This is a genomic window from Arthrobacter yangruifuii, assembly GCF_009192775.1.
GTDB lineage: Bacteria > Actinomycetota > Actinomycetes > Actinomycetales > Micrococcaceae > Arthrobacter_B > Arthrobacter_B yangruifuii.
Genome location: NZ_VTFX01000004.1, coordinates 327667 through 350994 on the forward strand (window position 1 = coordinate 327667; position 23328 = coordinate 350994).

General features: G+C 62.2%; 17 protein-coding genes. 4 read left to right on the forward strand and 13 right to left on the reverse strand.

Annotated elements, in window-relative coordinates; all coding sequences use genetic code 11:
- Positions 1-517 precede the first annotated feature (517 nt).
- From GD627_RS09460 to GD627_RS09510, 10 genes are all read right to left on the reverse strand, one after another.
- Positions 518-826 carry a DUF6966 domain-containing protein gene (locus tag GD627_RS09460; RefSeq protein ID WP_152272286.1) on the reverse strand — a complete coding sequence of 103 codons (309 nt, stop codon included), beginning with the start codon at positions 824-826 and terminating at the stop codon, positions 518-520.
- A gap of 72 nt (positions 827-898) precedes the next feature.
- A complete protein-coding gene (locus tag GD627_RS09465; RefSeq protein ID WP_152272287.1) occupies positions 899-1195 on the reverse strand; it encodes a hypothetical protein in 297 nt (98 codons plus the stop codon).
- Positions 1196-3077: 1882 nt separating this feature from the next.
- The gene (locus GD627_RS09470; protein ID WP_152272288.1) at positions 3078-4115 is read right to left on the reverse strand and encodes an RHS repeat-associated core domain-containing protein; all 1038 of its coding nucleotides are present in this window, start codon (positions 4113-4115) and stop codon (positions 3078-3080) included.
- A 336-nt stretch (positions 4116-4451) separates the two neighbouring features.
- The gene (locus GD627_RS17035; RefSeq protein WP_152272290.1) at positions 4452-5018 is read right to left on the reverse strand and encodes an RNA 2'-phosphotransferase; all 567 of its coding nucleotides are present in this window, start codon (positions 5016-5018) and stop codon (positions 4452-4454) included.
- A 107-nt stretch (positions 5019-5125) separates the two neighbouring features.
- Positions 5126-5467: a hypothetical protein gene (locus GD627_RS09485; protein WP_152272291.1), complete on the reverse strand. Its 342-nt coding sequence runs from the start codon at positions 5465-5467 to the stop codon at positions 5126-5128.
- A 25-nt stretch (positions 5468-5492) separates the two neighbouring features.
- Positions 5493-11033 carry a DUF6531 domain-containing protein gene (locus tag GD627_RS09490; protein ID WP_194266019.1) on the reverse strand — a complete coding sequence of 1847 codons (5541 nt, stop codon included), beginning with the start codon at positions 11031-11033 and terminating at the stop codon, positions 5493-5495.
- 313 nt (positions 11034-11346) lie between these two features.
- Positions 11347-11628, reverse strand: coding sequence for a pyrophosphorylase (locus GD627_RS09495; RefSeq protein ID WP_146362217.1), 282 nt, complete (start codon positions 11626-11628; stop codon positions 11347-11349).
- Positions 11629-11922: 294 nt separating this feature from the next.
- On the reverse strand, positions 11923-13260 hold the full coding sequence (locus tag GD627_RS09500) for a family 43 glycosylhydrolase (protein WP_152272293.1): 1338 nt from the start codon (positions 13258-13260) through the stop codon (positions 11923-11925).
- 217 nt (positions 13261-13477) lie between these two features.
- Complete coding sequence (locus GD627_RS09505) at positions 13478-14518, reverse strand: NAD(P)-dependent alcohol dehydrogenase (RefSeq protein WP_146362218.1); 1041 nt, start codon at positions 14516-14518, stop codon at positions 13478-13480.
- Positions 14519-14584: 66 nt separating this feature from the next.
- On the reverse strand, positions 14585-15799 hold the full coding sequence (locus tag GD627_RS09510) for an MFS transporter (protein WP_246165413.1): 1215 nt from the start codon (positions 15797-15799) through the stop codon (positions 14585-14587).
- A 149-nt stretch (positions 15800-15948) separates the two neighbouring features.
- Here GD627_RS09510 and GD627_RS09515 point away from each other — a divergent pair, with 149 nt between their 5' ends.
- Positions 15949-16443, forward strand: a complete 495-nt coding sequence (locus GD627_RS09515) for a hypothetical protein (RefSeq protein ID WP_152272294.1) — start codon at positions 15949-15951, stop codon at positions 16441-16443.
- A gap of 221 nt (positions 16444-16664) precedes the next feature.
- Positions 16665-17720: a cupin domain-containing protein gene (locus GD627_RS09520; protein WP_194266020.1), complete on the forward strand. Its 1056-nt coding sequence runs from the start codon at positions 16665-16667 to the stop codon at positions 17718-17720.
- A 6-nt stretch (positions 17721-17726) separates the two neighbouring features.
- Here the strand turns inward: GD627_RS09520 and hisF are convergent, their stop codons facing one another.
- The 3 genes from hisF to GD627_RS09535 form a co-directional block, all read right to left on the reverse strand.
- Entirely contained in the window at positions 17727-18497 is a 771-nt protein-coding gene (hisF, locus tag GD627_RS09525) for an imidazole glycerol phosphate synthase subunit HisF (protein ID WP_152272296.1), read from the reverse strand.
- A 13-nt stretch (positions 18498-18510) separates the two neighbouring features.
- On the reverse strand, positions 18511-19353 hold the full coding sequence (gene hisG / locus GD627_RS09530) for an ATP phosphoribosyltransferase (protein ID WP_146362222.1): 843 nt from the start codon (positions 19351-19353) through the stop codon (positions 18511-18513).
- An 81-nt stretch (positions 19354-19434) separates the two neighbouring features.
- The gene (locus GD627_RS09535; protein WP_146362223.1) at positions 19435-19698 is read right to left on the reverse strand and encodes a phosphoribosyl-ATP diphosphatase; all 264 of its coding nucleotides are present in this window, start codon (positions 19696-19698) and stop codon (positions 19435-19437) included.
- 238 nt (positions 19699-19936) lie between these two features.
- Between GD627_RS09535 and GD627_RS09540 the strand changes: the two genes are divergently transcribed.
- Complete coding sequence (locus GD627_RS09540) at positions 19937-22162, forward strand: protein kinase domain-containing protein (protein WP_194266021.1); 2226 nt, start codon at positions 19937-19939, stop codon at positions 22160-22162.
- A gap of 311 nt (positions 22163-22473) precedes the next feature.
- Positions 22474-23268 carry an alpha/beta fold hydrolase gene (locus GD627_RS09545; protein ID WP_152272298.1) on the forward strand — a complete coding sequence of 265 codons (795 nt, stop codon included), beginning with the start codon at positions 22474-22476 and terminating at the stop codon, positions 23266-23268.
- The last annotated feature ends 60 nt before the right edge of the window (positions 23269-23328 follow it).

Sequence of the window (23328 nt, forward strand, 5' to 3'; positions counted from 1 at the left end):
ACTCGCATTCCATGATGCTTGCGGACCAAACTATCGCCACGATAGCCCGAACCCCACCCCCACCACCAGAACACCAATGACGTTCCCTGGTATGAGTACCAGCCAAGGCTGAGGAGGTGTACACGTTTATTCCGAGACGGGCCGACCGTACGGATAGTCCACCCAAGTGCCGGGGGTTCCGTCTCCCGCGACCGCCTGCGCACCGTTCTTTACCGTCTGGTAATCGGCCGGGTAACGGGCACCCTGCAATACGTCGTCCAAATTCACATCATTTTGAACTCGGCCATCCTGAAACTGAACATCATACGAGTAATATGTCCTACCGAATACGAGAGAAGGTCGCTTTCTCGTTACCCTGGTGGCCCTGACCTGTACGGGCATGCCTCTCATGTATATCTCCGAAAAACCTGACCGCCCGGGTGGGGTCGACGGTCCACATGTCACTGTTCGGTGAGAAGTTACCTATATCCGTGCATGTCAGCGCAAGGAGTGACACGACCCTCCATCCATCAACCCATCACCTTAGGGGTCCGCCCGTAGCCAGCTCGATCGCCGTTGTTCGAAGCTGCCTTAATAAGAGAGTCAGCTCATCGTTGGCCGACATATCGACTTGGCCATCAGCCATAATAACTAAATCATTGAGACTGCCCATTCCCCGATAGGCCGAGAGAATACTCCTAGAGACATCCTTCAGCGCGTCAGGGTCACCTTCTGCCCTCGCCAGGGAAGCGCGAACCGATTTGAAATAACGTTCTTCCGACTCGTAACCATAACGTCCCAGAAGCATCGCCAAATCTGCTGCTCGTTGTGCCATTCGTGAAGTCACTTGAGCCCCTTGATTCGCCACACCACCTGTATGTACGACAGTACCTGCGGGAGACTGGACGTAACGGGACCCCTAAGCACCATTTGCGAAGTCGGTCAGTTTTTGAAGGAGGGTTTCGTATTCGGCGTTCAATGCCTCATCGATTACTCCATCACGATAAACATACCGATCGCCGAGGCTGCTACTGCCTCGTCCGAAACTGCTCGCGACCCAACCCCGCGCCTCCTTCACAGCCTCACGCGACTGATCATTTCGCAGCTTCCCGGCAAGTTGCTCATACTTCTGAGCCAAATCAGATAAACCCATCACTCTTAGAATAAAAGCGAAGCGAGACATATCTTCAGTCAACAAACCAATTTTATTCTGCATGACCCATTCCTTTAAACCCGAGTTTCCTATAGTCCCTCCGACATTCTTAGCATCCGGAATGTACAACTGGTGAGTATCACCAGGGTAGACACGTCCATCAGCACTCGTCTGGGGTGCCGTAGATCGTTCAGAGACAGCTGTACCGGGCTGGGAAGCTGGCAACATAACCGCTATCGATGGGGTTGCTATGTCATCGGGCACGATAATAGGTCGCATCTTCGGTCAGGTAACGACCCGTATAGACACCATCGGTAAAGTTGTCTACCGGATTACCCGGCATACCCTCCATTTTCGGCGGAAGTTCCCGAGGTTTGGGTCACTTAACTTGTGATTCCGGCTTGGCAGAAAGCCCTCCAAATGGCGCAGCGCCAGTGGCCCCGCCCACCGCGGCGGCTTCCAACGCACCCGGGTCTGTGTGCGGACCCGGTCCGGCGCAATACTCTCCTGCCCCGGTGACTGCGCCCTCGACCTCGTTCTCCACGGCCTGCTGGATCACGGGATTGCTGACGATCTTGCCGGCCGCCGCGCCGAGACCCAATCCACTTCTCATTCGCCCATACGTGTAGGCCGATGTGATGCGGTTCTGACAGGTGCTTTCTCATGAACTGATAAATGGCGTCCGGCGACGACTCGTAATAACCCATAGAAGCCAAACCCACCGTCATTGGCCAGATTCTCCACTATTGGCACTCCATCAAGCAGATGAACAGAGAGGAGCTCATCCAGTCGTTGGTCACCGTGACCGGATCGACCTGACAGCGGCTTTCCAACAACGCTTTGGCAACCCGCTGCCAGGAACCGTGAACGAATCTCCGGCTCTCATGATCATCGGAGAGTCTATCCAGCACGAGACCGCAACCAGCATCCTTGTGCTGCGGGTAGGGGGTGGTCGGTCACGACGTTCTGTCGGGTCCCCATTGACCAGAACGACCGACGCTTTTAGCTAACCAATGCCCAAAACTTCACGCCTTTCGTGACCTTCAGCTTCGTGTACGAGCGGTACCGCGACTGGGTTCATGCACAGGCGGACGAAGGCATGCACCTCCACCAAAGCGGGCTATTTGCCCGTCAGCTGTCAGCAATCACCGCCCAATCCGGCGAGTGGACACGCGTTTACGTCGCTCATCGCAGCGATATGGCGGCCTACAACACTCCTCGGACCAACAGACCACGGCGTACAGGGACGTGAACTTGATGAACATGAGTGCTCCTATTGCTTGCGGAGATTCCCAAACACGTTGGGCGAGTTGCCTTCACAACGTGTGCCCGGGATCAGCCTCTGCATACGCCTCCTGCGGCACGCCACAAATGGGTCAGTGGTTGATGTATTCTCCCTGCCAGCCATCAAGCCATCAAGCCATCAGAGATAATCGCCTAAATCGGCGACTACCGCCCCGGACGGATACCCGACCCACTCAGGCCTGCCCTCCCGGAAGAGCTCGACGGCACGATCCATACATCTGAACACGTCCTGATTCGCTGCATCCGGTCGATGCTTCAGGGCTTGCCGCAGCTCGGCTCTATCCATTATGAATTCGTCCCCATTGGGACCGATAAGCACAAACGTCCATTGGTGTTTCAACCCGAAGGCGCCCGTCCTCGTATGTTGAACCACCTTGAAGAACTTTTCCCTATACATGCCATCCACCTCGGAGTTTTCCAACTCATCAATCACAGCCCCTGAAGGATCGCCTACTCACACCGATCAAGCTTGGAGAAAGAGCGCCTTGGCCCTATCGAGACACATATAGGCATCGGTTCGTGAGCGATTTTTATCGGGAACGAGCGCGCCTTCAGGTATCTCTCTATACGCAGTATCAACTCCTCAAATTCCATGATGCCTGCGGATCCTGACTATAGCCAGGATAACCTGACACTTGCTCTAGTCCATATCATAGTAAGGACTCGGATCTGTCGGTATCCCCCGGACCGCAGGTCCCATCGGGGCTCCTATGTCAACAAGAGACTTTCCCTGTTTCATTTGATAATCGATCCATTTCTTGTTGGCCCAGAGATGGATTCTTTCATGACTATTCGGGAGATAGTCCTGAGTGAAGTCATAAAACTTATCCGGCAGGGCTTTGTAATAGCCCATGCCGTTCGCATCAGCGTAAGGCACCACGAGGTACTCCATGCTCCGGCCCATCGCCATTGTGCCCGCATCAGGGCGCGCGGTGACCGCCGCCATCAATTTATTCTCGATCTTCTGTCCGACTACACGGATGAGGTTCGGGATAGGAAGCGCACCCGCCCCTGCCCCGGTCGCCGCAGCTTTGAAAAATCCTGTAGGAGTATGCGGGGCCGGCCCAGTGAAATAACCGCCGGCTCCGCTTACTGCCCCCTCGACACCGTTCGTCATGGCCTCACGCACCAGCGGATTGTTAAACGCCCTGCCCACCGCCGCGCCGGCACCGAAACCAAGCATTCCCAGGCCGCCGTTGATCCCCGCCTGGGTCCAGTTCACCTCCCCCGTGGTGGCTTTCTGGATGACGACGTCGGCACCGAAACTGATCAAACCCGCGCCGAAGATCTGTCCGCCGGGAACAAACATCAGCGCGGCTCCGCCAATAATCGCCACACCGCCGACGATGTATTCCCAGTTGTCCTTAACCCAGTCCCCCGCAGCGGCCAACGCGCCGCGGTTGGCCGCGTCGTAGGCTTTCAGATCCTCATCCGTGAGCGGACGCAGACCCGTCGGGTCACTGGCATTCAGCGGGTCATTCCCCGCATACGCGTAGGGGTTACCGTCCCAACCCGCACCCAGCACCGGGGCCAGCGGATCTATGGAAAGGAAACCGCGGGCCGCCGGATCATAGGCACGGGCACCGAGCCATTCCAGGCCGGCAACATCCAGGCCACCGCTACCGGTCAAACTGATCCCGCCCGGCAAACCGCCGGACATCGCGCCCGCCCCGGACATAGCACCCGTTCCGGATACTCCGTCCGGGATCCGTCCGCCTCCGGCACCGAGAGCAGCTGGCCGGCGGCATCGTAGGCATAGGTTCGCGGCCCGGTGGGAGGCGAGGACCAGCCGGCCGCCAGCGTCGTACTCCCTCTCCGAGACCTGCGCCCTGACGGTCGGCGCGGCATCCCACTTCCCCAAATTCGAGTCGCAGCAGCGACCACCTGACTCGCCCCGTCGGACCCGTACCGGGTCACCGGGCCCGCCCGGGTCAGCCCCGTGATCCGGCCGCCCCCATCCCCGTGGCAATCGGCATCCGCCGGTTCAATCTAACCCGGACGCTACCGGCAGACGTCAGCCGGTAGCGTCCAGGACCTCTACCGCCGTCGCGGGAACGGGACCGGACAGCCAAACTCCGGAATCCGACCGATAAAAGGAAACACCGCGCGAGACCGCCATACCGGTGTCAATGGCAAGAATCATGGGAGAGCTGTCCTTACGCTGCCCGACTTCCCTCGCCTGCTCCACGGTCTCAGCCAAATGCACATACCGGCGCCCCATAGGCAAGATCCCGGCGACCCGAATCACCGGGACAGTATCTCGCGCGGTCCCGTGGAAAAGCACCGCGGGCGGCTCAGCGGGTTCCTCCGCCGGTCGGACCGGCACGGAATGTCCGTGCACCGCGCGAATCCGTCCATCACTTATCTGATGGCGCTTTTTCCCAGCAGCCTCAAGCACCCCGTGAAGCATCACCTCGTCAACGGCTTCCCACTCCGGACCTAACCGATGCAGGGCAGCAAGCACTCGAGGAACCGGCGCCCAGCCTTCCGGATCCAGCACCAGCCCATACTCACCCGGGGCATGACGAAGCGCATGGGACAACACCCTGCTGATCTCGGACCGGCTCGGAGTACTCGTCAATTGCGTGGTGCCTTTCGGTGTGCCGGGCGGAACTGTTCATTTTCTCCCCTGGGAGCAATCCGGGTACAAGGGCCAACCCCCCTATCAGACCCTTCTGGGGGCCCAGGTCAACTCCAGTCGAACTCGATGAAGTCTCGGGCGGCAGCAAGGAACCATTCCTCCATGGAGGCGTACTCCCGCCCCACACGGCGTATCGGCATCCCGTTCTCATCCGGCCAGACATCCCAGTCATCTATCACAACAACCTTGCTGCCGGTCCAGCACGCCACGTCGTCATCATCGGTCCTCCGCGCAAAAGGAATGATCCCCCAACCTGGGAGTACCTCGTCGATATGTTGTGCGCGCCGCATCTGGGCTTCTCCCTGCAGGAGAAACCAAGGATGAAGATCGATTATCCCGCACTCGATCATGTGGGAATACAGAGCAGGCAGCGATTGAGTTTCTGTCATTAAATTCTCAGTCTCCTAAAAACTGTTAGTCCCCGGCCCAACCGATAAACGGTGACCCCTGTGGGTAAGTATTCCTAAAGATAGAACCTTGATCATTGATTCTATTCTCAATCGCTTGCCCCCACGTCTCAGCAGGCTGGCCTTTGTTTTTCCCTCGGGGCACAGGGAAACGCTCGCCCACTTCTGGTTTCTCAAAAGGGTCAGAGTGATGATGGACATGAGCATAAAGGGGATTATCCGTCGCGCGTGCGGCCAGCACTCGCCTATGGTCCAGTGTCGTGTACCCGCCGTCAGGCATGATGACAACGTCCGCAGGATCCAGGTCCCTTGTCCAGCCATGCTCGGCCATGTTATCAATTCGGTTTTGCAAGTCCTTGACACTTCGCTGACTGAAACGCACATCGGCAGGGTCAAGCACAGTTACCGGAAAGTCTCCAAGTTTTTTGTACGGCAGCCCTCCTATAGGCGCCGCGCTCGTGGCCCCGCCTGTTGCGGCGGCTCTCAACGCACCCGAGGCTGTATGCGGACCCGGACCGTTGTAATAGTCCCCCGCCCCGGTAATTGCCCCTTCTACCCCATTCTCCACGGCCATCCGGATCACGGGATTGCTGACCATCCTGCCTGCGATCATTCCCACGCCGGCGCCGGCCATACCCAGACCGCCGGAAATTCCGGCCTGGACCCAGTTCACGTCCCCCGTGGTGGCTTTCTGGATGACGACGTCGGCACCAAAGCTGATCAGACCGGCGCCGAAGACCTGGCCGCCGGGAACAAACATCAGAGCCGTCCCGCCGATGATCGCGGCACCGCCGACAATGTATTCCCAGTTGTCCTTAACCCAGTCCCCTGCAGCTGCCAGCATGCCGCGGTTGGCCGCGTCGTAGGCCTTCAAATCCTCATCGGTCAGCGGACGCAGACCCGTAGGGTCACTGGCGTTCAGCGGATTATTGCCCGCATAGGAGTACGGGTTGCCGTCCCAGCCGGCGCCCAGGACCGGCGACAGCGGGTCGGTGGAGAGGAAACCACGGGCTGTCGGGTCATACGCCCGGGCGCCCAGCCACTCCAAGCCAGCAACATCCAGGCCGCCGTTACCGGTCAGACCGATGCCGGCCGGCGAACCGCCGGCCATCACACCAGCGCCGGACATAGCACCCGTTCCGGACACGGCACCCGGCTCCGGAATGACCGAGGCACCCAGCACCGCCCACGGATCAGCCTGGTCCGTTGCCCGGGCAGCACGCCACCCCGGAGCGATCCACGCCTCACTGATCCCGGTCACCCCGCCGGGCAGGCTCACCACCTGCTCCTCACCGACGCCGGCCAGCGTGGGAATGGGGTTCGCACTGTCCCACCACACCGGGCAGCCGTCCACCGCCGCCAGCTCGCCCAGGGCATCTACCCACAAGCGGTGCCGGGCTGTTTCGGCGCCGTCCGGGGTGCGGTCCACGGTTCCGTGCAGGTACCCGGTCTCGCCCCAGGCGTATTCGGTCCAGGACCCGTCCGCGCGAATCAGCCGCGACCTCCGGCCAAGCCCGTCGTAGACATATTCCGTCCGGGACCCGTCCGGCTCGATGACGGAGGTCAGTTCACCGGCAACGTCATAGGCATACAGCCGCGAACCAGCGGGTGTGAACTCGCGGACCAGCCGGCCGCCGGCGTCGTACTCCCACTCCGAAACCTGCGCGCGGGCGGTGGCCGCGGCATCCGACTTCCCCACAGGCGTGGTGGCAGCAGCCACGAGCTGGCCTGCCCCGTCGTAGCCGTACCGGGTCACGGCACCGGCACGGGTCAGACCCGTTATCCGGCCGTCCTCATCCCGGCCGATCATCGTGATATCTGCAGGACTGTCGGTATCACCCCGGTTGGTGCGCGTGTGTTCGGCCAGGTAGCCGTTGCGGTACGCCCATTCCTGGACCAGGTCCCCGGCCATGACAGCGGTCAGCCGGCCGGAGGCGTCATGGGTGAACTGCGCTGACCCCAGCCGGGGGTTGTGCACTGTCCTGATCCGGCCGGCTGCGTCCCGGGCATAGGTGGTGGTGGTCCCGGCGGTGTCAGTGAAGGACGAACGGTTCCCGTCGGCGTCATAGGACCATGACATGCCTTCGGCGCCTCGGGCGCGGGAAGTCAGCTGGCCCCGGCGGTTGAAGCCGAGTTCATGCTCGACCGTCAGCCCGTCGTCCCCGGTGAAGTCGGTGACCACCACCCGCCGGTTCATCCGGTCGCGGTCCACCGATGCCAGCAACCTCCCGTTCCACGAGGTGCTCTGCTCCCGGCCTGCCGCGTCATACGTCCAGGTGGTGGTGTTTCCGTCCGGGTCGGTCTGGGAGAGCTGCCGTCCCGCCGGATCATAGGTGGCCGTGGTGACCCGGCCCAGCGGATCACTAACCGAATCCACCTTATCCGTCTCGGTATAGGTGCGGGCGGTCACCCCGCCCAGCGGATCGGTGATCCGGATCAGCCGGCCGCGGACGTCGTACTCGAACCGGGTCCGCCCGCCCACACCGTTGACGGTTTCGGTCAGTTCCCCGGCCACGTTGTAGCGGAAACGCCGCGTCCCGTACCAGGAATCCTGCGAGAAACTCAGCCGTCCCGCCTTGTCATACCCGTAGCGGGCATTGCCGCGGCCCGGCGTGACGCGCAGGATGAGCCGGCCGCAGGCATCGTACTCGAACGTCTCCGTCTCCCCCGTGGGAAGGATCCGGGCCGTGACGCGCTGATCGGCGTCGTAAACCAGTTCCGTGACAGCACCTAGCGGGTCGATGGTCTTCCACGGCCGGCCGCAGACATCGTACTCGTACCGGGTCACAGCCCCGGAGGGCGAGGTCACCGAAGTGATTTTCCCGGCGGGGTCGCGTTCCAGGCGGGTCAGCCCGCCTTCGCCGTCGAGCAGTTCCACGGGGTTGCCGGCGGCGTCATAGGTGGTCAGTTCCGCGGACCCGTCTGCGGCTTCGGCACGCACCGGGCGGCCGTATTCGTCGAAGCTGTAGGTCGAGGAGGAGAACGCATCCGCGACGGTGGCAGTGCCTGCCCCGCGGTCGGTCACGGTATCGGAGCGCACGCCGGTGGGGTCGACGACGGCGGTGAGGTTGCCGACCTTGTCGTACTCCCGGATCCAGTCGTGCCCGGCCGGGTCGGTGATGCCGGTCAGCCGGGAGAGCGTGTCATGGGTGAAGCCCCAGCGGGCACCATCGGGCAGGATCGCCGCGGTGACGTTGCCCAGTTCATCGAAGACCCGCTCAATGGCCCGGCTGAGCGGGTCAATGGTTCGGACCAGTTCCCCGTTGGCCGCGTATTCCAGTGCGGTCCGGCCCCCATCGGGGGCGACGGAGGCGGTGAGCCGCCCGGCGGCGTCGTACTCGAAGGCCCAGACTGCACCATCCGGGTCTTCGCGCCGGACCAGCAGGCCCGCAGTGTCATATGTGAAGCGGGTCTCCGCGCCCGAGGGAGTGATCGAGGCAACTGGGCGGCCGGCAGAATCGCGCACTATCCGTGCCGTGTCACCGAGGGCGTTGCGTGTCGCAATCAGGTCGCCGTAGTTGTCATAGTCGAACTCAACGGATACCCCGGCCGGGTCCGTGACCCGGGTTAGGAGTCCGTGGTCCCAGGTCAGTTCGGTGCGGCCGCCCAGCGGATCCTCGATCACTGACGGGTCCCGGGTGAACTCATCGCCGTATTCGTAGCTGACGACGGACCCGGATTCGGTGACCAGGGTGGTGATCCGGTCCTGCTCATCCCAGCCGTAGGTCAGGTCCGCCCCCTCGGGCGTGACGGTACGGATCTTCCGGCCCCGGTCATCGTAGGCGTGCACGGTAACGGACCCGTCCCGTTCAGTGAGGGACACCAGGTTGCCGTGCCGGTCATAGGCCATGGACTGACGCTGGTCATGCGAATCCAGCACCCCGACCAGCCGGCCCTTGGGATCGGCGATCCAGGAGTTGGAGCGGGTGCCGTCTTCATCCGAAACCACGGTGACCCGGCCTGAGAGGTAGGCGAAGCGGGTGCGGCGGCCGTGCTGGGTGACCTGCAGGATTACCCGGCCCTGCTCGTCATAGGTGTTCTCCGCTTCCAGCACACCGGCGGCAGAGTAAACGGCGTCGATCAGCCCCTGCTCGTTCCACCGGTAGGAGCGGGTGCCGGTCTCGGTAGTGACCGACACGAGGCGGCCGGCGTCGTTGTACCCGTATTCGGCCCGGCGCCCGTCCGAGGCCCGGACGACGACGGCACGGCCGCCCACGTAGTCGACGTCCAGGAACCGGCCGCGCACATGGGACAGGCGGGTTACTTGGCCGGCGCCGTCGTCGGTGTCTGCCCATGCCATCGGCTCCCGGTGGACAGAGACTGTCCGGCCGGGACCGGACCCGGCTCCGAGCCAGACCCCGGACAGGCTATACGCCCACCAACCGCCCTGGTTGTCCCGGACCACCAGCAGGTCCGTGCTGTCCTCAGGCAGGGATGCCAGTTCCGCGAGTACTCCCACGGTGGCCGGTTCGCGGGTCAACCAGTAGCTCTCCCCCACCGCCCGTCCCCAGATCTCGCCCTCGCGGGGGAAATCCACGGCCCGGCCGTCAGCCACGATCCACCGGCAGCCCTCATCCGAGAGCACCAGCTGCTGGTCCAGGACCGAGGACCAGCCCGGACCGAAGACACCGGAAGCCTCCTGCGGCGCCAGAGAGTTGTACATCCGGGACAGAACCAGGTTCGAGGCGGTGCCCGCGAATCCGAGGTCCGTTTCCGGCTCCACGAAGTTACCCGTGGCCGTGTTCACCGGGTCATTGGCGTACCCGGTGGTCGGGACCGCGCCGTAGGCTGTGGGCGGGTCAATCTTCAGTCCATCGCGGGTCGCATCCACGCCCGCAGCGGCGAGGGCGGCCGCCAGCGCAGCGTCAGAAACCGTTGAGACGTTGCCTTCTCCTCCGGCCTTGGCGAAATTATCCGCCAGAGTCAGCGCCCACTGTGCATCATTCTCGTTGGCATCCAGATAGGCCCTATAGGCAGTCATCACCCCATCCGCCTCGATCCGTCCCCATCCGCAGCGGGCCGCGAAGTCAGTTAGGTGTCCCTCCAGCATGCCGGGCACGGCGGTCAGGGCGTCATCCAGGGAACGGGAATTTGTTGCGAACGTGCGCAGGTTCTGCGGCCGTGCCGAGGACGTGCCGCCGCTGCCTCCCATTCCGGGCTGGGTGTCCCGGGACCCCACGGAAGCCGTGGTCGAATCAAACGTGGGAGCCGGGCCCCGTTCGGCGTTGGGCCGCTCTTCCCCGCCCCCGAATGCATCCCCGATACGCTCGGCAAGATCGCGTTCGTTTTGCCGCCGGACCCACTCGTTGTTCTCCCTGCGGCGGGCGTCCTCCTCCCGCGCTGCACGGATCATCGTCCCCACATAGTCGGCAACAGTGCCCAGCGCCTGTGCCAATGCCTGCGCATCATTGGCCGCCGTGTCAGCATTGGCCTGGAACACCTCGGAGAAGAACCCCGCGAAATCCTCCTTCGCCGCGGATACATACGACGTCCGCGACGCTGCTTGATCGGTCAGACGAGAAGCTTCGGCCCTGAATGCGGACCTCATTGCCACCGCCACACCGTAATCAAACCGGCCCCGGGAATCCTCCGGCAACAACGGCACCTCAACGAAACGATCTTCCAACCCAAACATGCGCAATGCCCCCCACTGGACAAACCGAAAAAGTCAAAAATGCGACGCCGCTGTTCCACCCCGGGACGTAACACCGGAGGCAAAACTGCAGGAACAACTCTCGCGGATCTAGCTCCCCGGACACCGGCCGCGAAAACCGGGACAGGCGGCCAGTAACTGCAGCGCAGCCGGCCGCTCGCGTGAGCGGACCGGCTGCGCTGCAGTTACCTAGAGACGAAGGGAAACTTTAAGCACCGCCACCGGCGGAGAAAATGTCCTGCGAGATCTTCTCCAGCTGGGTCCGCAGTTCTTCCAGTTCCTGCTTGGCCTTGTCCAGGGCGGCCTTGGTTTCCGGCCAGGTGGATCCGCGGAACTGTGACGCCAGCGGGCCGTCCCAGATGTTCGGGTCCGAGAGGATCTTGCCCTGCGCATCAAGCGCCGAGATCTGGTCTGTAAAGCCGCCGTTGACGATGGACTGTACCTGGCCGATGGCAGACTTGGCCTGCTCTGTAGACAACACACGTGACATAAGAATTCCCCCAATTCGAGACATTTATGCGCCGGGCACATTATGCCGGCGACCGGTCGTGGAAGAACCTACCAATGCCGACGGATAAAGCCAATAGGCAATTTAAAACCACTCGGTTGGGTCGGTGACACGGCGAGGCCTCTACGCAGGCTCAACTCAACGAGAACTCGACGAAACCCTCGGCGGGAGCATGGAACCAGTCCTTTATTGAGGCATATTCCCGTCGGCACTACCGGTTCACGGCCCGAACCGGACGTCGTCCGCTCCTGGCCATGGGGATACCTTCCTTCGCCTTTAGATTCTTGCGATTTTGGTAAACCGAACCCGGACCGGGACTGCTGCGGTGGATTGCGGGCCGGTCCAATTCAAATAAATCCGGAACCGGACTCTTTCACCGGCAGCGCGCGGCTTGAACGTCGCCATGCTAAATGAGAAAACGTCCTCCGCTCCCCCAGCCTGCCGCATATGAATCGTTCTGCCATCTTCACTGACCATCTCAATGAACGAACGTGTTATACCCGTAACTCCGACGGCGGCGGCAGTCATGACAATCGCGTAATTGCAGTACTCATTCAAGGTGAACGTTCCGCCGTCCTCAAACGCAACCAGGTTTGGGTTCACGCTTTCGGATTCATCGGGAACCACCCAGCTCATAACGGTAGGCCTACCCTTTGGAACCGGTACCCCTGGCGGATTCTGCCACTCCGAATGGTTGCCGCCGGTAACCGGCATGGAAAGAGCCGCAATGATCTTGTTTCGGGCCATGGGTGAGGAAAGCGCATAGACGCTTCCATGCCGGAGGGTCTGGTCCCGGTGGAGGACATAGGGGGCAGTCACTACCTTGGTTGCTGGGGACCACGGCCCGTTGAGGCTGGCGGCTTCGCTCCAGTGCAGCCCCAGATTGTTTACGTACCGGTCAAAATACATCCGGTATGTGTCCCCGTCCTTCAAAACGGCAGGTCCCTCGATACCGCTTCCCCACCCGGCCCAGTTGCCTGAACGATCGGTTCGCCAGGGGCCCGTGATGGTGTCGCTTGCGGCCCGGTCAATACTGTTTCCTGTGGAATAGAACAGATACCATCGCCCGTCCGTCCCGCTGACCGGTACACCGTCAATGTAACTCACGGGTTCGTTCGCAAAGGTAACGGCAACGGGAGTGCTCCAGGCAGTCAAGGCGGCATTGGCCGCCTTGACGTAGTACATATCGCCTACGTTTGCGGACGTGATCCGGCTGAAGAACACGTAAACGTCATTGCCATCCACCACCAGTTCCGGGGCCCACGCTTTGACGAGTCCGGGCGCGGCGGCAACAGAAACCCTGGTCAGCAGACTCCACGACCCGGGGTGTCCTGTGGAGCTCGACGCAATGGCAAAGTCCTTATTCCGGCCATCCATACTGGTGTAAGCCACATACCAACGATCATTCCGGTACAGGATGGACGGGTCCCGGAGTCCGCCACCATCCGCCGGCACATACACCGGGTTATTGTCTCCGCCGAACAGCGTTTTCCCGTCCGGTGAGTAAAACAGGTTCAGGGTTTCCCCTGCTGAACCGTTTCCAACAAAGGTGGCAAAAACAAAACCAGTCTCTGCACCCTCTTCAGTAGCGGCTTCCTCAAAGTCGGTTTCCATAACCTGCCGTTCCCGTTGGTGGAAGGGCAAACTATCAATCCGTGCGGATAAAGCCAAGAGGAAACAACTAACCGCAGCACCACCTATGTCACTGCGAGACCGCGCCGGATCATGTGCGGGCCCAGAAGGGAGGCCGCCGGCGTCGTCGGACCATCTAAGCCGGGTGAAACGCAAAAGGCACCCCGCCAACCGGCGGGGTGCCTTTGACTCTAAGAAATTAGATAGTCGCTGCGTCAATGACGAACCGGTAGCGGACGTCGGATTTCAGCACACGCTCGTAGGCGGTGTTGATGTCCTCGGCCTTGATCAGCTCGATCTCGGGGGCGATGTTGTGCTCGGCGCAGAAGTCCAGCATTTCCTGGGTTTCGCGGATGCCGCCGATGTTCGAGGCGGCGTAGGAGCGCCGCTTGCTCATCAGCGTGAAGACGGAGATCGGCAGCGCCTCGGGCGGGGCACCCACGCTGACCATGGTGCCGTCCAGACGCAGCAGGGACAGGTACTGCTGCAGGTCGATCGGCGCACTGACCGTGTTGATAATCAGGTCAAACGTGTTCGCGAGCTTCTCGAACGTGCTCTCGTCACTGGTGGCGTAGTAGTGCTCGGCACCGAAGCGCAGGCCGTCTTCCTGCTTGCTCAGCGTCTGGGACAGCACGGTAACCTCGGCGCCCATGGCGACGGCGATCTTCACGGCCATGTGGCCGAGCCCGCCCATGCCGACGACGGCGACCCGCTTGCCCGGACCCGCGTTCCAGTGTGCGAGGGGCGAGTAGGTGGTGATGCCGGCGCAGAGCAGCGGAGCGGCTGCTTCATACGGGATGCTTTCCGGAACGCGGAGCACGAAGCCGTCATTCACAACCACGGAGGTGGCGTAACCGCCCTGGGTGATGGTGCCGTCGCGGTCCTTGCTGGCATAGGTGCCGACGTTGCCGTTCAGGCAGTAGTTCTCCATGCCTGCCTGGCAGTTTTCGCATTCGCCGCAGGAGTTGACCATGCAGCCCACGCCTACGCGGTCGCCGATCTTGTGTGCGGTGACCTCGGTGCCGACCTCCGCCACGGTGCCCACGATTTCGTGGCCGACAACCTGCGGGTACGCGATGGGTCCCCATTCGCCGCGGACGGTGTGGATGTCCGAGTGGCAGACACCGGCATAGGCAATGTCGATGAGGACGTCATGCGGGCCGACCTCGCGGCGTTCGATCGTGGTGGGAACCAGAGGATCGGTGGCGGAGGTGGCTGCGTAAGCGCGTGCGGTAGTCATATTTCTCCAAGCTGTGGGGGAACCGTGCCGTAGGGCACTTAAAGCACAAGTCCGATCCGGCGTCGTTTATTTCCTCCGGGTTCCGACGACGGCGGATCCGGCCCGCGTTGAGCCCAGCCGCCGGTACGCCAGGCCGATGCCGCCGCACATCAGATGGGCCGCGCCGATGCACAACCACCCGGCGAGGAAACCGCCGGAGTACTGGAGCAGCAGGCCCATGGCCAGCGGCCCCAGCGCGAAACCGGAGTACATGCCCAGCGAGACCGCCCCGGATGCCGCACCCACCCGTTCCGGCGGCACTTCCCGGAGCACCCCGGCCATCACCACCACGTTCACGCCCAGTACGGAGGCGCCGTGGAAGACGACGCCGGACCACAGCAGCCCGGGTGCTCCGGTCTGTCCGGCGGCGAGCAGCAGGGCGGCTCCGCAGACGGCGCCGGCGGACAGGATCAGCAGCAGGGTGGAGGCGCGGACGCCGTCGGCCATCCTTCGTCCCCAGAGCACCCGGGAGGTCACGCCGACGACGCCGGCCACTGCCGCGGTGACGCCGCCCATCAGCAGCGAGAAGCCGATCTCCCGCTGGGCGAACAGGGGCAGGTAGACGTTGGTGGCCTGCATGCCCGCACCGGAAAACAGGGCGAACGCGGCCAGCAGCCAGACCGCGCCCGGGAACTTGCGGTCTGCCGCCCGTCCTGCCGAGGCCGGCCGGTGTGCGAGCCGCGGTTCGGGAGGCACCCGGAACCACGCGTAGGCCAGCAGCAGGAACAGCACGACGACGGCGCCGACGGCGGCTCCGCGCCACCCGGCGACCAGCGCGGCTGCCGGGAAGAAGAGGCTGGAGAACAGCTGGCTGGCCTGTACACCGGACTGCTTGATGCCCATCCAGCCGGGCCGTTTGCCCGGTTCGACCGCGTGGATAATGATCCGGTTCGTGGTGGGATTGGATATGGCCTGCGCCGGACCGGAAAGCAGAACGGCGGCCAGCAGCCACAGATAGTTGCCGGACAAGGCGGCGAAGCCGAGGGCGAGGGCGGTGCCGCCGAAGATGATCAGCAGTTGGGAGCGGGCGCTGATCCTGTCGCTCAGCCGGCCCAGCCACATCGAGAACACTGCAGCCCCGGCGAAGCAGGTGGCCGCCAACACGCCGAACTGCGCGTCGCTGATCCCCAGATCGGCCATGATCAGGGTGCTCGTGGCGGAGAGCCCGTAGTTCATCATCGGGCCGGCGCCCATGGCGCAGACCAGCACAAACAGGAGGCCGGGTCCGGCTGTGGAGCGCACGCTTATCCCTTCGTGGAGTAACAGGATCCATTGTGGCCTGTGACTCCGGAGGTTAACGAGTGAGACACCCGGGGCGTCCGGATATCATTGGTGGGCGCAGCATCTCCCCACTGCCGATCGCAACCCGCCGCTTCACCGCTAGGAAACCGTTGAACAGGAAAACACTCAAGGACGACGGCTTCACGGGATTCCGTCCCATCAAGAGTCTCGAGATCAACCGGATCCCGCAGCGCCAGGGAATGTTCGCCGTCGTGCGGCCGGAGGGGTTTGAACCGCGGTTCCTCTCCAAAAGCACTGCCGGGGTCTTCAAGCGCAGGAATCCTTCCCTGTCCCAGACTGATCTCGCCGCCGAGTGGGTCGCGGACGCGGACATCCTCTTCTTCGGCAAGGCCGGCTCCGGCAGCAAGGGCAACCGCGGTCTCCGGCGCCAGATATCCGAGTTCATCGATTTCGGAAACGGCAAGCCGCCGGGCCACTGGGACGGCCGGCTGATCTGGCAGCTGGCGGATGCAGGGAATCTTCTTGTGGCCTGGAAGGAACTGCCGTTGGACGCGCTCAATGCGGCGCTTTCGGACTGCCAGTCGGACTTCCGCCGGCAGTACGGCAGCCTGCCCTTCGCCAATCTCGTCCAGGCACGCGCTTAGGAGTTTTTACCCCGGTTGGATAGGCAAACATCACATAGAGCCAGGCCGCTCTAGCCGGTTCCTCTGCGGCGGAACTGGCTAGAATTTAAAAGATCGAGTGTGTCCGTGTAGGGCCCACTGGTTCCCCATTAACTTCCTTTATGTCCACTCTGGTGATGTTAGTGACCCACGTGCGTACTGGTTCTGATCTCTCAAGGTCCGTAGCATCCGCTCGCCGGCTTTTGCCACTGTCCTCCCGCGGCCTGCTGATCGACTGGGATCCCGCGACGTACCGGCAAACGCTGGAGCGGTTCGCCGGAGATCGGCCGGTCAAAGTCCCCCATCCGGAAGCCGGCACCGGCTCACCGTTTCCCTTCCGCCTCTGCGTGGTGGATGCCGACGTTCCACCGCCGATCATGCTGCACCCGCACTGGGAGCAGGCGCTGGCGGGTTTCGTGCGGGAACAGGCCCGGGGCGTGCCGCTGGGTGCGGATAACCGTAACTACAAGGACCGCAACCCGAAGTGCGAGGTGGCCGTAGCCCTCACGCCCCTGCGCGTGCTCGCCGGGGAACGGTCCACGGAAGAACTACAGGCCATCGCTTCGGGGCTGGAACTGCCCTGGCTGGGTTCGTACCTCCGCTTCCGCCATGAGACCGTCATCCACTCCGTACTGCGTATGTCGCCTGCAGAAACCGCAGCTGCACTGCGGGAAACAGCCGACGCTGTGGACCGGGTCCGGCACGTTGAAGGACCGGCGGCCGAGGCGGTCACCGTCGTACGCAGGCTGCAGCAACTTTTCCCCCACGACCGGGGCATCCTGCTGGCTATCTGCATGAAGTTTATTGAGCTGAAACCCGGGCAGGCAGCCGTGATCCCTCCCGGGTGCCTGCATACCTATTTGTCCGGCCAGGCAGTGCTGGTTATGGGCCACTCCAATAATGCGCTGCAGGCCGGCCTGGCCAACGGGTACGTGGACCTATGCGAACTGCAGCTCCTGACGGGGGACGGACAGCCGCAGCCTTCTCCCCTGCCCGTGCTCGACGCCGGCGACGGCGAGCAGCGCATTCCGCTCTGGAGCGAGGACATGGACCTGCGACGGGTGGTCGTAGGCGATGATCCAAAGCCCGTCCGTTTGGGGCCGTTCAGCGTAGTGCTGGCCGCAATGGAACCTGCTGCCATCACCATGGACGACGTTACGACGGACATGGAGCCCGAAGAGAAGATCCTGTACGCCGGGGAACCTGTGACGGCCACGTTCACGGGGCCGTCACAGATCTTCGTGGCCTCCACACGCTAGCTGCTGCTAGCGGACGTCGAACCCGGCGTCGCGGATGGCCTGCTTGACCTGGTGGATCGCGTCATCCGGGCCGAAGTGAAACACCGAGGCGGCCAGGACGGCGTCGGCACCGGCGATCACCGCGGCCGGGAAGTGCTCGGGCTTGCCGGCCCCGCCGGAGGCGATCAGCGGCACGTCCACGGCGGCGCGGACGGCCCGGATCATCTCGATGTCGAAGCCCTCGCGGGTGCCGTCGGCGTCGATGGAGTTCAGCAGGATCTCCCCCACGCCGCGGTCGGCCGCCTCCTTGGCCCAGGCGACGGCATCGATCCCGGTTCCGGTGCGCCCGCCGTGCGTGGTGACCTCGAAGCCTGACGGCGTGGCGCCGTCGTGCGTGCGCCTCGCGTCCACGGAGAGCACCAGCACCTGCGAGCCGAAGTGCCGGGTAATTTCGTCGATCACGTCGGGGCGTGCGACGGCGGCGGTGTTGATGGAGGCCTTGTCCGCGCCGTAACGCAGCAGCTTATCCACGTCCGCGATGGAGCGCACTCCCCCGCCGACGGTCAGCGGAATGAAGACCTCTTCGGCGGTACGCGCGACCACGTCGAACGTGGTGTCCCGGTTCCCGGAGGAGGCGGTGACGTCCAGGAAGGTCAGCTCGTCGGCGCCGGCACGGTCATACCGGTGCGCGAGTTCCACCGGGTCTCCGGCGTCGCGCAGGCCTTCGAAGTTGATGCCCTTGACCACCCGGCCGGCGTCGACGTCCAGGCAGGGGATAACGCGGATGGCAACACTCATGGCGTTCCCTTTCCTAGATCCGGCAGGCGTGGATGCTGCTGACCAGGATGGCGCGGGCGCCGATGTCATAGAGCTCGTCCATGATGCGGTTGGTCTCGGACTTCTTGATCATGGAACGCACGGCCACCCAGTCGCTGTTCTGCAGCGGGGAGACGGTGGGCGATTCCAGTCCCGGGGTTAATGCGGCAGCCTGCTCCACAAGGTCCTTGCGGACGTCGTAGTCCATCATCACGTACTGCCGGGCCACCAGCACGCCGCGCAGGCGGCGGATGAGGACGTCGACGCCGGCCGGGTTGGCGCCGGGGCGGCCGATCAGCACGGCCTCGGACTTCAGGATCGGGTCCCCGAAGATTTCCATGCCGGCGGCGCGCAGAGTGGTGCCGGTTTCGACGACGTCGGCAATCGCGTCCGCGACGCCGAGCCGGACGGAGGACTCCACCGCGCCGTCGAGCCGGACCACGGAGGCGTTGATGCCGCGTTCGGCCAGGTAGGAGCGCAGCAGGCCGTCGTAGCTGGTGGCCAGGCGCTTGCCTTCGAGCTGGTCAATGGAGGAGAAGTCCCCCACGGGGCCTGCGAAGCGGAAGGTGGAGGCGCCGAACCCGAGGCTCAGCACTTCCTCGGCGTCCACCTGCGCGTCCAGGAACAGGTCGCGGCCGGTGATGCCGACGTCGAGAGTTCCGGCGCCAACGTACACGGCAATGTCGCGGGGGCGGAGGAAGAAGAACTCGACGTCGTTATCGGGGTCCACCATGACGAGTTCGCGGGTGTCGCGGCGCTGGCGGTAGCCCGCCTCGTTGAGCATGGCGGAGGCGGATTCGGACAGGGCACCCTTGTTGGGTACGGCTACACGGAGCATGGGAGGCATCTTTCGCTGGAAGTTCGTTTTACTGAGAAAGTTCGACCGGCGGGCCACACGCTGAAACGGGTCAGCGCGCGGCTAGAGATGCTTGTAGACGTCCTGCAGGGTCAGGCCTTTAGCGAGCATCAGGACCTGGAGGTGGTACAGCAGCTGGGAAATTTCTTCGGCGCATTCGGCATCGGATTCGTATTCGGCGGCCATCCAGACTTCGGCGGCTTCCTCAACAACCTTCTTACCGATGCCATGCACGCCCGACTCGAATTCGGCCACGGTGCGTGACCCGGCGGGGCGGTCCTGAACTTTCCGGCTCAGCTCGGCAAAGAGGTCTTCGAAGGTTTTCACATGGTCAAGGGTACGCCGTGGCGCGGTGTGGAACGGAATCGTGGGGCGTGGTGTGACGGTCGTCGAGGGGCAGTTATCGACACGAAGCTCGTCTGACCTCTGTCTTGAAGTCTCGCATCAGCCACGTGCTGCTCCGCAACTCAAGGCTCTTCCGCAATTACCGAAGTGGATATATCGTCAGCCGGGACTTGCCAATTCTTGAAGCCTAAGTGTTAGGGGTGGCGATATGACAGGGACTATGAAGCACGCGGTGGTGGTGGGCGTTGACGGATATCTTCATGCACCTCCCCTCCGCGGATGCGTAAATGATGCTGGCGACATAGCTGAGTGCCTAAGTCTCGAGCAATACGATTTCGACGTAACTACGCTGTTTAATCGTGATGCTACTCGTTCAAATATTCTCGAAGCGCTTGGCCAAATTGCCTATGGATCCGTCAGTGGCGACACCCTACTATTTTACTTCGCTGGGCATGGTGCTGTCGTGGGCAATTCCGGTCACCTCGTCACGCACGACGCAACAACCTTCGACCCGGGCCTGTCCCTTTCTCACCTGTCAGACATCATGGAGTCTGCCAGCCACTACTTTACAAACGTTGTAACTATACTCGACTGCTGCCACGCAGGTTCGGCACCCATATGGACACATAGCCGCGTCATGGCAGCCTCTGATATCGAACGGGAGTTACGCGTAGTAAATTCAAGCCGCAGCATTCTGGGTGCATGCACGGCGGACGATACGGCCAAAGAACATGCTGACCCAGCACGGGGTGTCTTCACAGAGGCTCTCGTCCAGGGACTGCTGGGCGATGCCGTGAACTTCGAAGGTGAGGTTACGCTCCTACACCTGCACGAATACGTTTCACGAGCGGTAGATCCTCTATACCAAACACCTGTTTTTAAGGGCGACCTCACAGGGACCGTCGTCTTGGGTAAGGGCTTCGAACCCCGTCGTGGAGCTCCCATCGCTGTGGATGATCGCCGGCGCATCCTTGCGAAGGCCCAACTTCTAATGGATAAGCACTTCGAACTACAAAACCGGGAACTTTTTGAGAAAGAAACACGAATCCACGGAGGCAGTCGACGCTGCGCCAAGGACCTCGAAGGAGTGGTTCGATGGTTTGAAGACACACAAGTAAGTCTGCCTGACCTTGGACGCGAGCCAGATTGGAGGCGACTCTACGATTCCATGCTCGACGCACAACGGAGGGTATCCGAAGTGGTGCAGGGTGAGGAGACCGCCGTTGGAACCCTTGTCCGTAAGATTGGTCAAGGTGGATTCGGCCAGGTGTGGGAGGTCAAGACGCCCTCCGGCGAATCAGCGGCCCTGAAGATCTTTCACGGTGGAGAACTGCATGATCAGGTGAAGGCGGCACGCTTCCGCAATGGCTTTCAGAACATGCGCAAACTCCAGCATCCGAATATTGTTGGAGTATCCTCAATGACCCTGGCTCCGCTCGCATTCGTCATGGAATATGTTCCGGGGCCCGACCTAAGAGACTTCTATGTTGATCGTTCCGAGGTCGAACCAATGGTTCAACTTGTACGGGACATCGCGGAGACTTTAGTTCATGCCCACCACCATAAGGTGCGACATCGAGACATTAAGCCCGAGAACATTATTGTTGTACAAGACCTATACGGCAATTTGACCCCCCATCTCACGGACTTTGACCTCGCCTACCACGAAACTAACCGCACGGTCACAACGAACCTCGGAGTAGGGGGAGTAATCAACTATGCGGCTCCGGAACAGCTCTACGAACCCAATGCTGGCACATCACGGGAAGTCACAGTCGATGTTTACAGTCTCGGCCAACTCATGTACTTCATCTTTGTCGGAACCGATCCTAGCGGGGAGAACCAGCAAAGAAATACAAAGGAATTACGGAGGGTGCTCTCCGAGTGGACGGACGAACGAGCTGCGAAAATAATATTGGAACTATATGGCGCCTCGACGGCACGGAACCCCAAGGACCGTCCAGCTAGCGTCAGTGAAGTCGTCGGACAGCTTTCCCTTGCATTGGGTTACATCCAAGCCGCGAGCGGGACGAACATTATCGAACGCGCAAACTTCTGCAACCGTATCGCCTATTTGTATGGCGGATTAGATATCCATGACGGTAGTCGATTCGACGAAAACATCGCAATTAGAAGCAAGTCTGGACAAATTGACATTCAGCTAGCACTACGTGAGGAAACCGGTAAGGGCAACTCAGGACTCGAATTGCGTTTCGCCGTAGAGCGACTATCTCTCACGGATATAAGTTCTTCATCTAACGCCCGGAATGCGCTCAATCAACGTCTCGATAAGGTGGCTTCTCGCTTCCCGGGGGCATCGCGCAGGAATGGTAAGCACGGCCAGTATGAAGTATTTATTGATATGAAATCGGTTCCGCTTTCTGTTGAGGGGGCAGCGACGGTCAGAGAACTAATTTCGGATGCAATCGGAGCGATCGAAAGATGACAAATTTGTGACTTATGTCTAGGACCCACTACGTGTTCGAGCGTGGGCGCAGACCTGTTGCTCACTACCCTGGCGGGTCCTGGACGACTCTTCGAGTGGCAGAGCAAAAGAACGACGACGAGGCACCCGCATGCAGTTCATGTATGGCTCTACCACCGACCGAAGGGCAGCGGTAGAGCCATTGAGGGCCAGGCGGTCTCCCCCCGGTACATTTCGTGCGGTACGGGGTGGAGGCCCGCGGGCGCCGGGGCTTTGTTCAGCAAGGACTACGTGGGCTACGTCCTGCCGCTAGACGCGGCGTATGCTGAGCTATGGAATCCGAGGTGCGGAATCTTCCGCTTTACACCGGCATCACGGTGCCCTGCCTCGTCCAGGGCGACGCCGATGCACCGCCGGTACTGCTGCTGCACGCCTGGGCCGAATCCCGCCGGAGCTTCGACCGGCTGGTGCCCCGACTGGCCGGCTTCCGGATTTACGCCCCCGATCTCCGCGGCCAAGGCGATGCCGACAAACCGCAGGACGGATACTCACTGGCAGAACAAGCCCAGGATGCCGCCGCTGTTCTAGATGCGCTGGAGGTGCCGACGGCTTCGGTCCTTGGGTCCTCGAGCGGCGGTTATGTGGCCCAGCAGCTGGCCGTTGCGCACCCCGACCGGGTGGCGGCGCTCGTGCTGGTGGCCGCTCCCTTGACCCTCCAGGGCCAACCCCCTTTCGCCGAATACGTCGACAACCTGACGGATCCGGTCGCCGAGGACTGGGTGCGCGGTTTCCTCGCCTCGTTTCCCCTGATTCAGGAGGTTCCTGCACGGTTCATCGAGGACCGGGTGACCGACGGCGTAAAGATGCCCGCGTACGCGTGGAAGCTTAGCCTTCGCGGTTTGTACACGGCAGCTCCGCCCACCGAAACCGGATCCATCTCCGTTCCCACGCTGATCCTGCGGGGTGGGCAGGACGGCCTGCTGCCCCGCGCGGACCAGGACACCCTGGCCGCCAAAATTGACGGCGCAGAACTGAAGATCTATCCCGATGCCGCCCACTTGGTCTTGTGGGAATGCCCGGACCAGGTGGCAGCGGATGCGGCGGCGTTCCTGAGTTCTCTCGCTTGAGGCCAGGTCCCGCCCGAAAACCCGTCAGGCGTCGGCAGGCACCCGGCGGGCCTGCCCCGC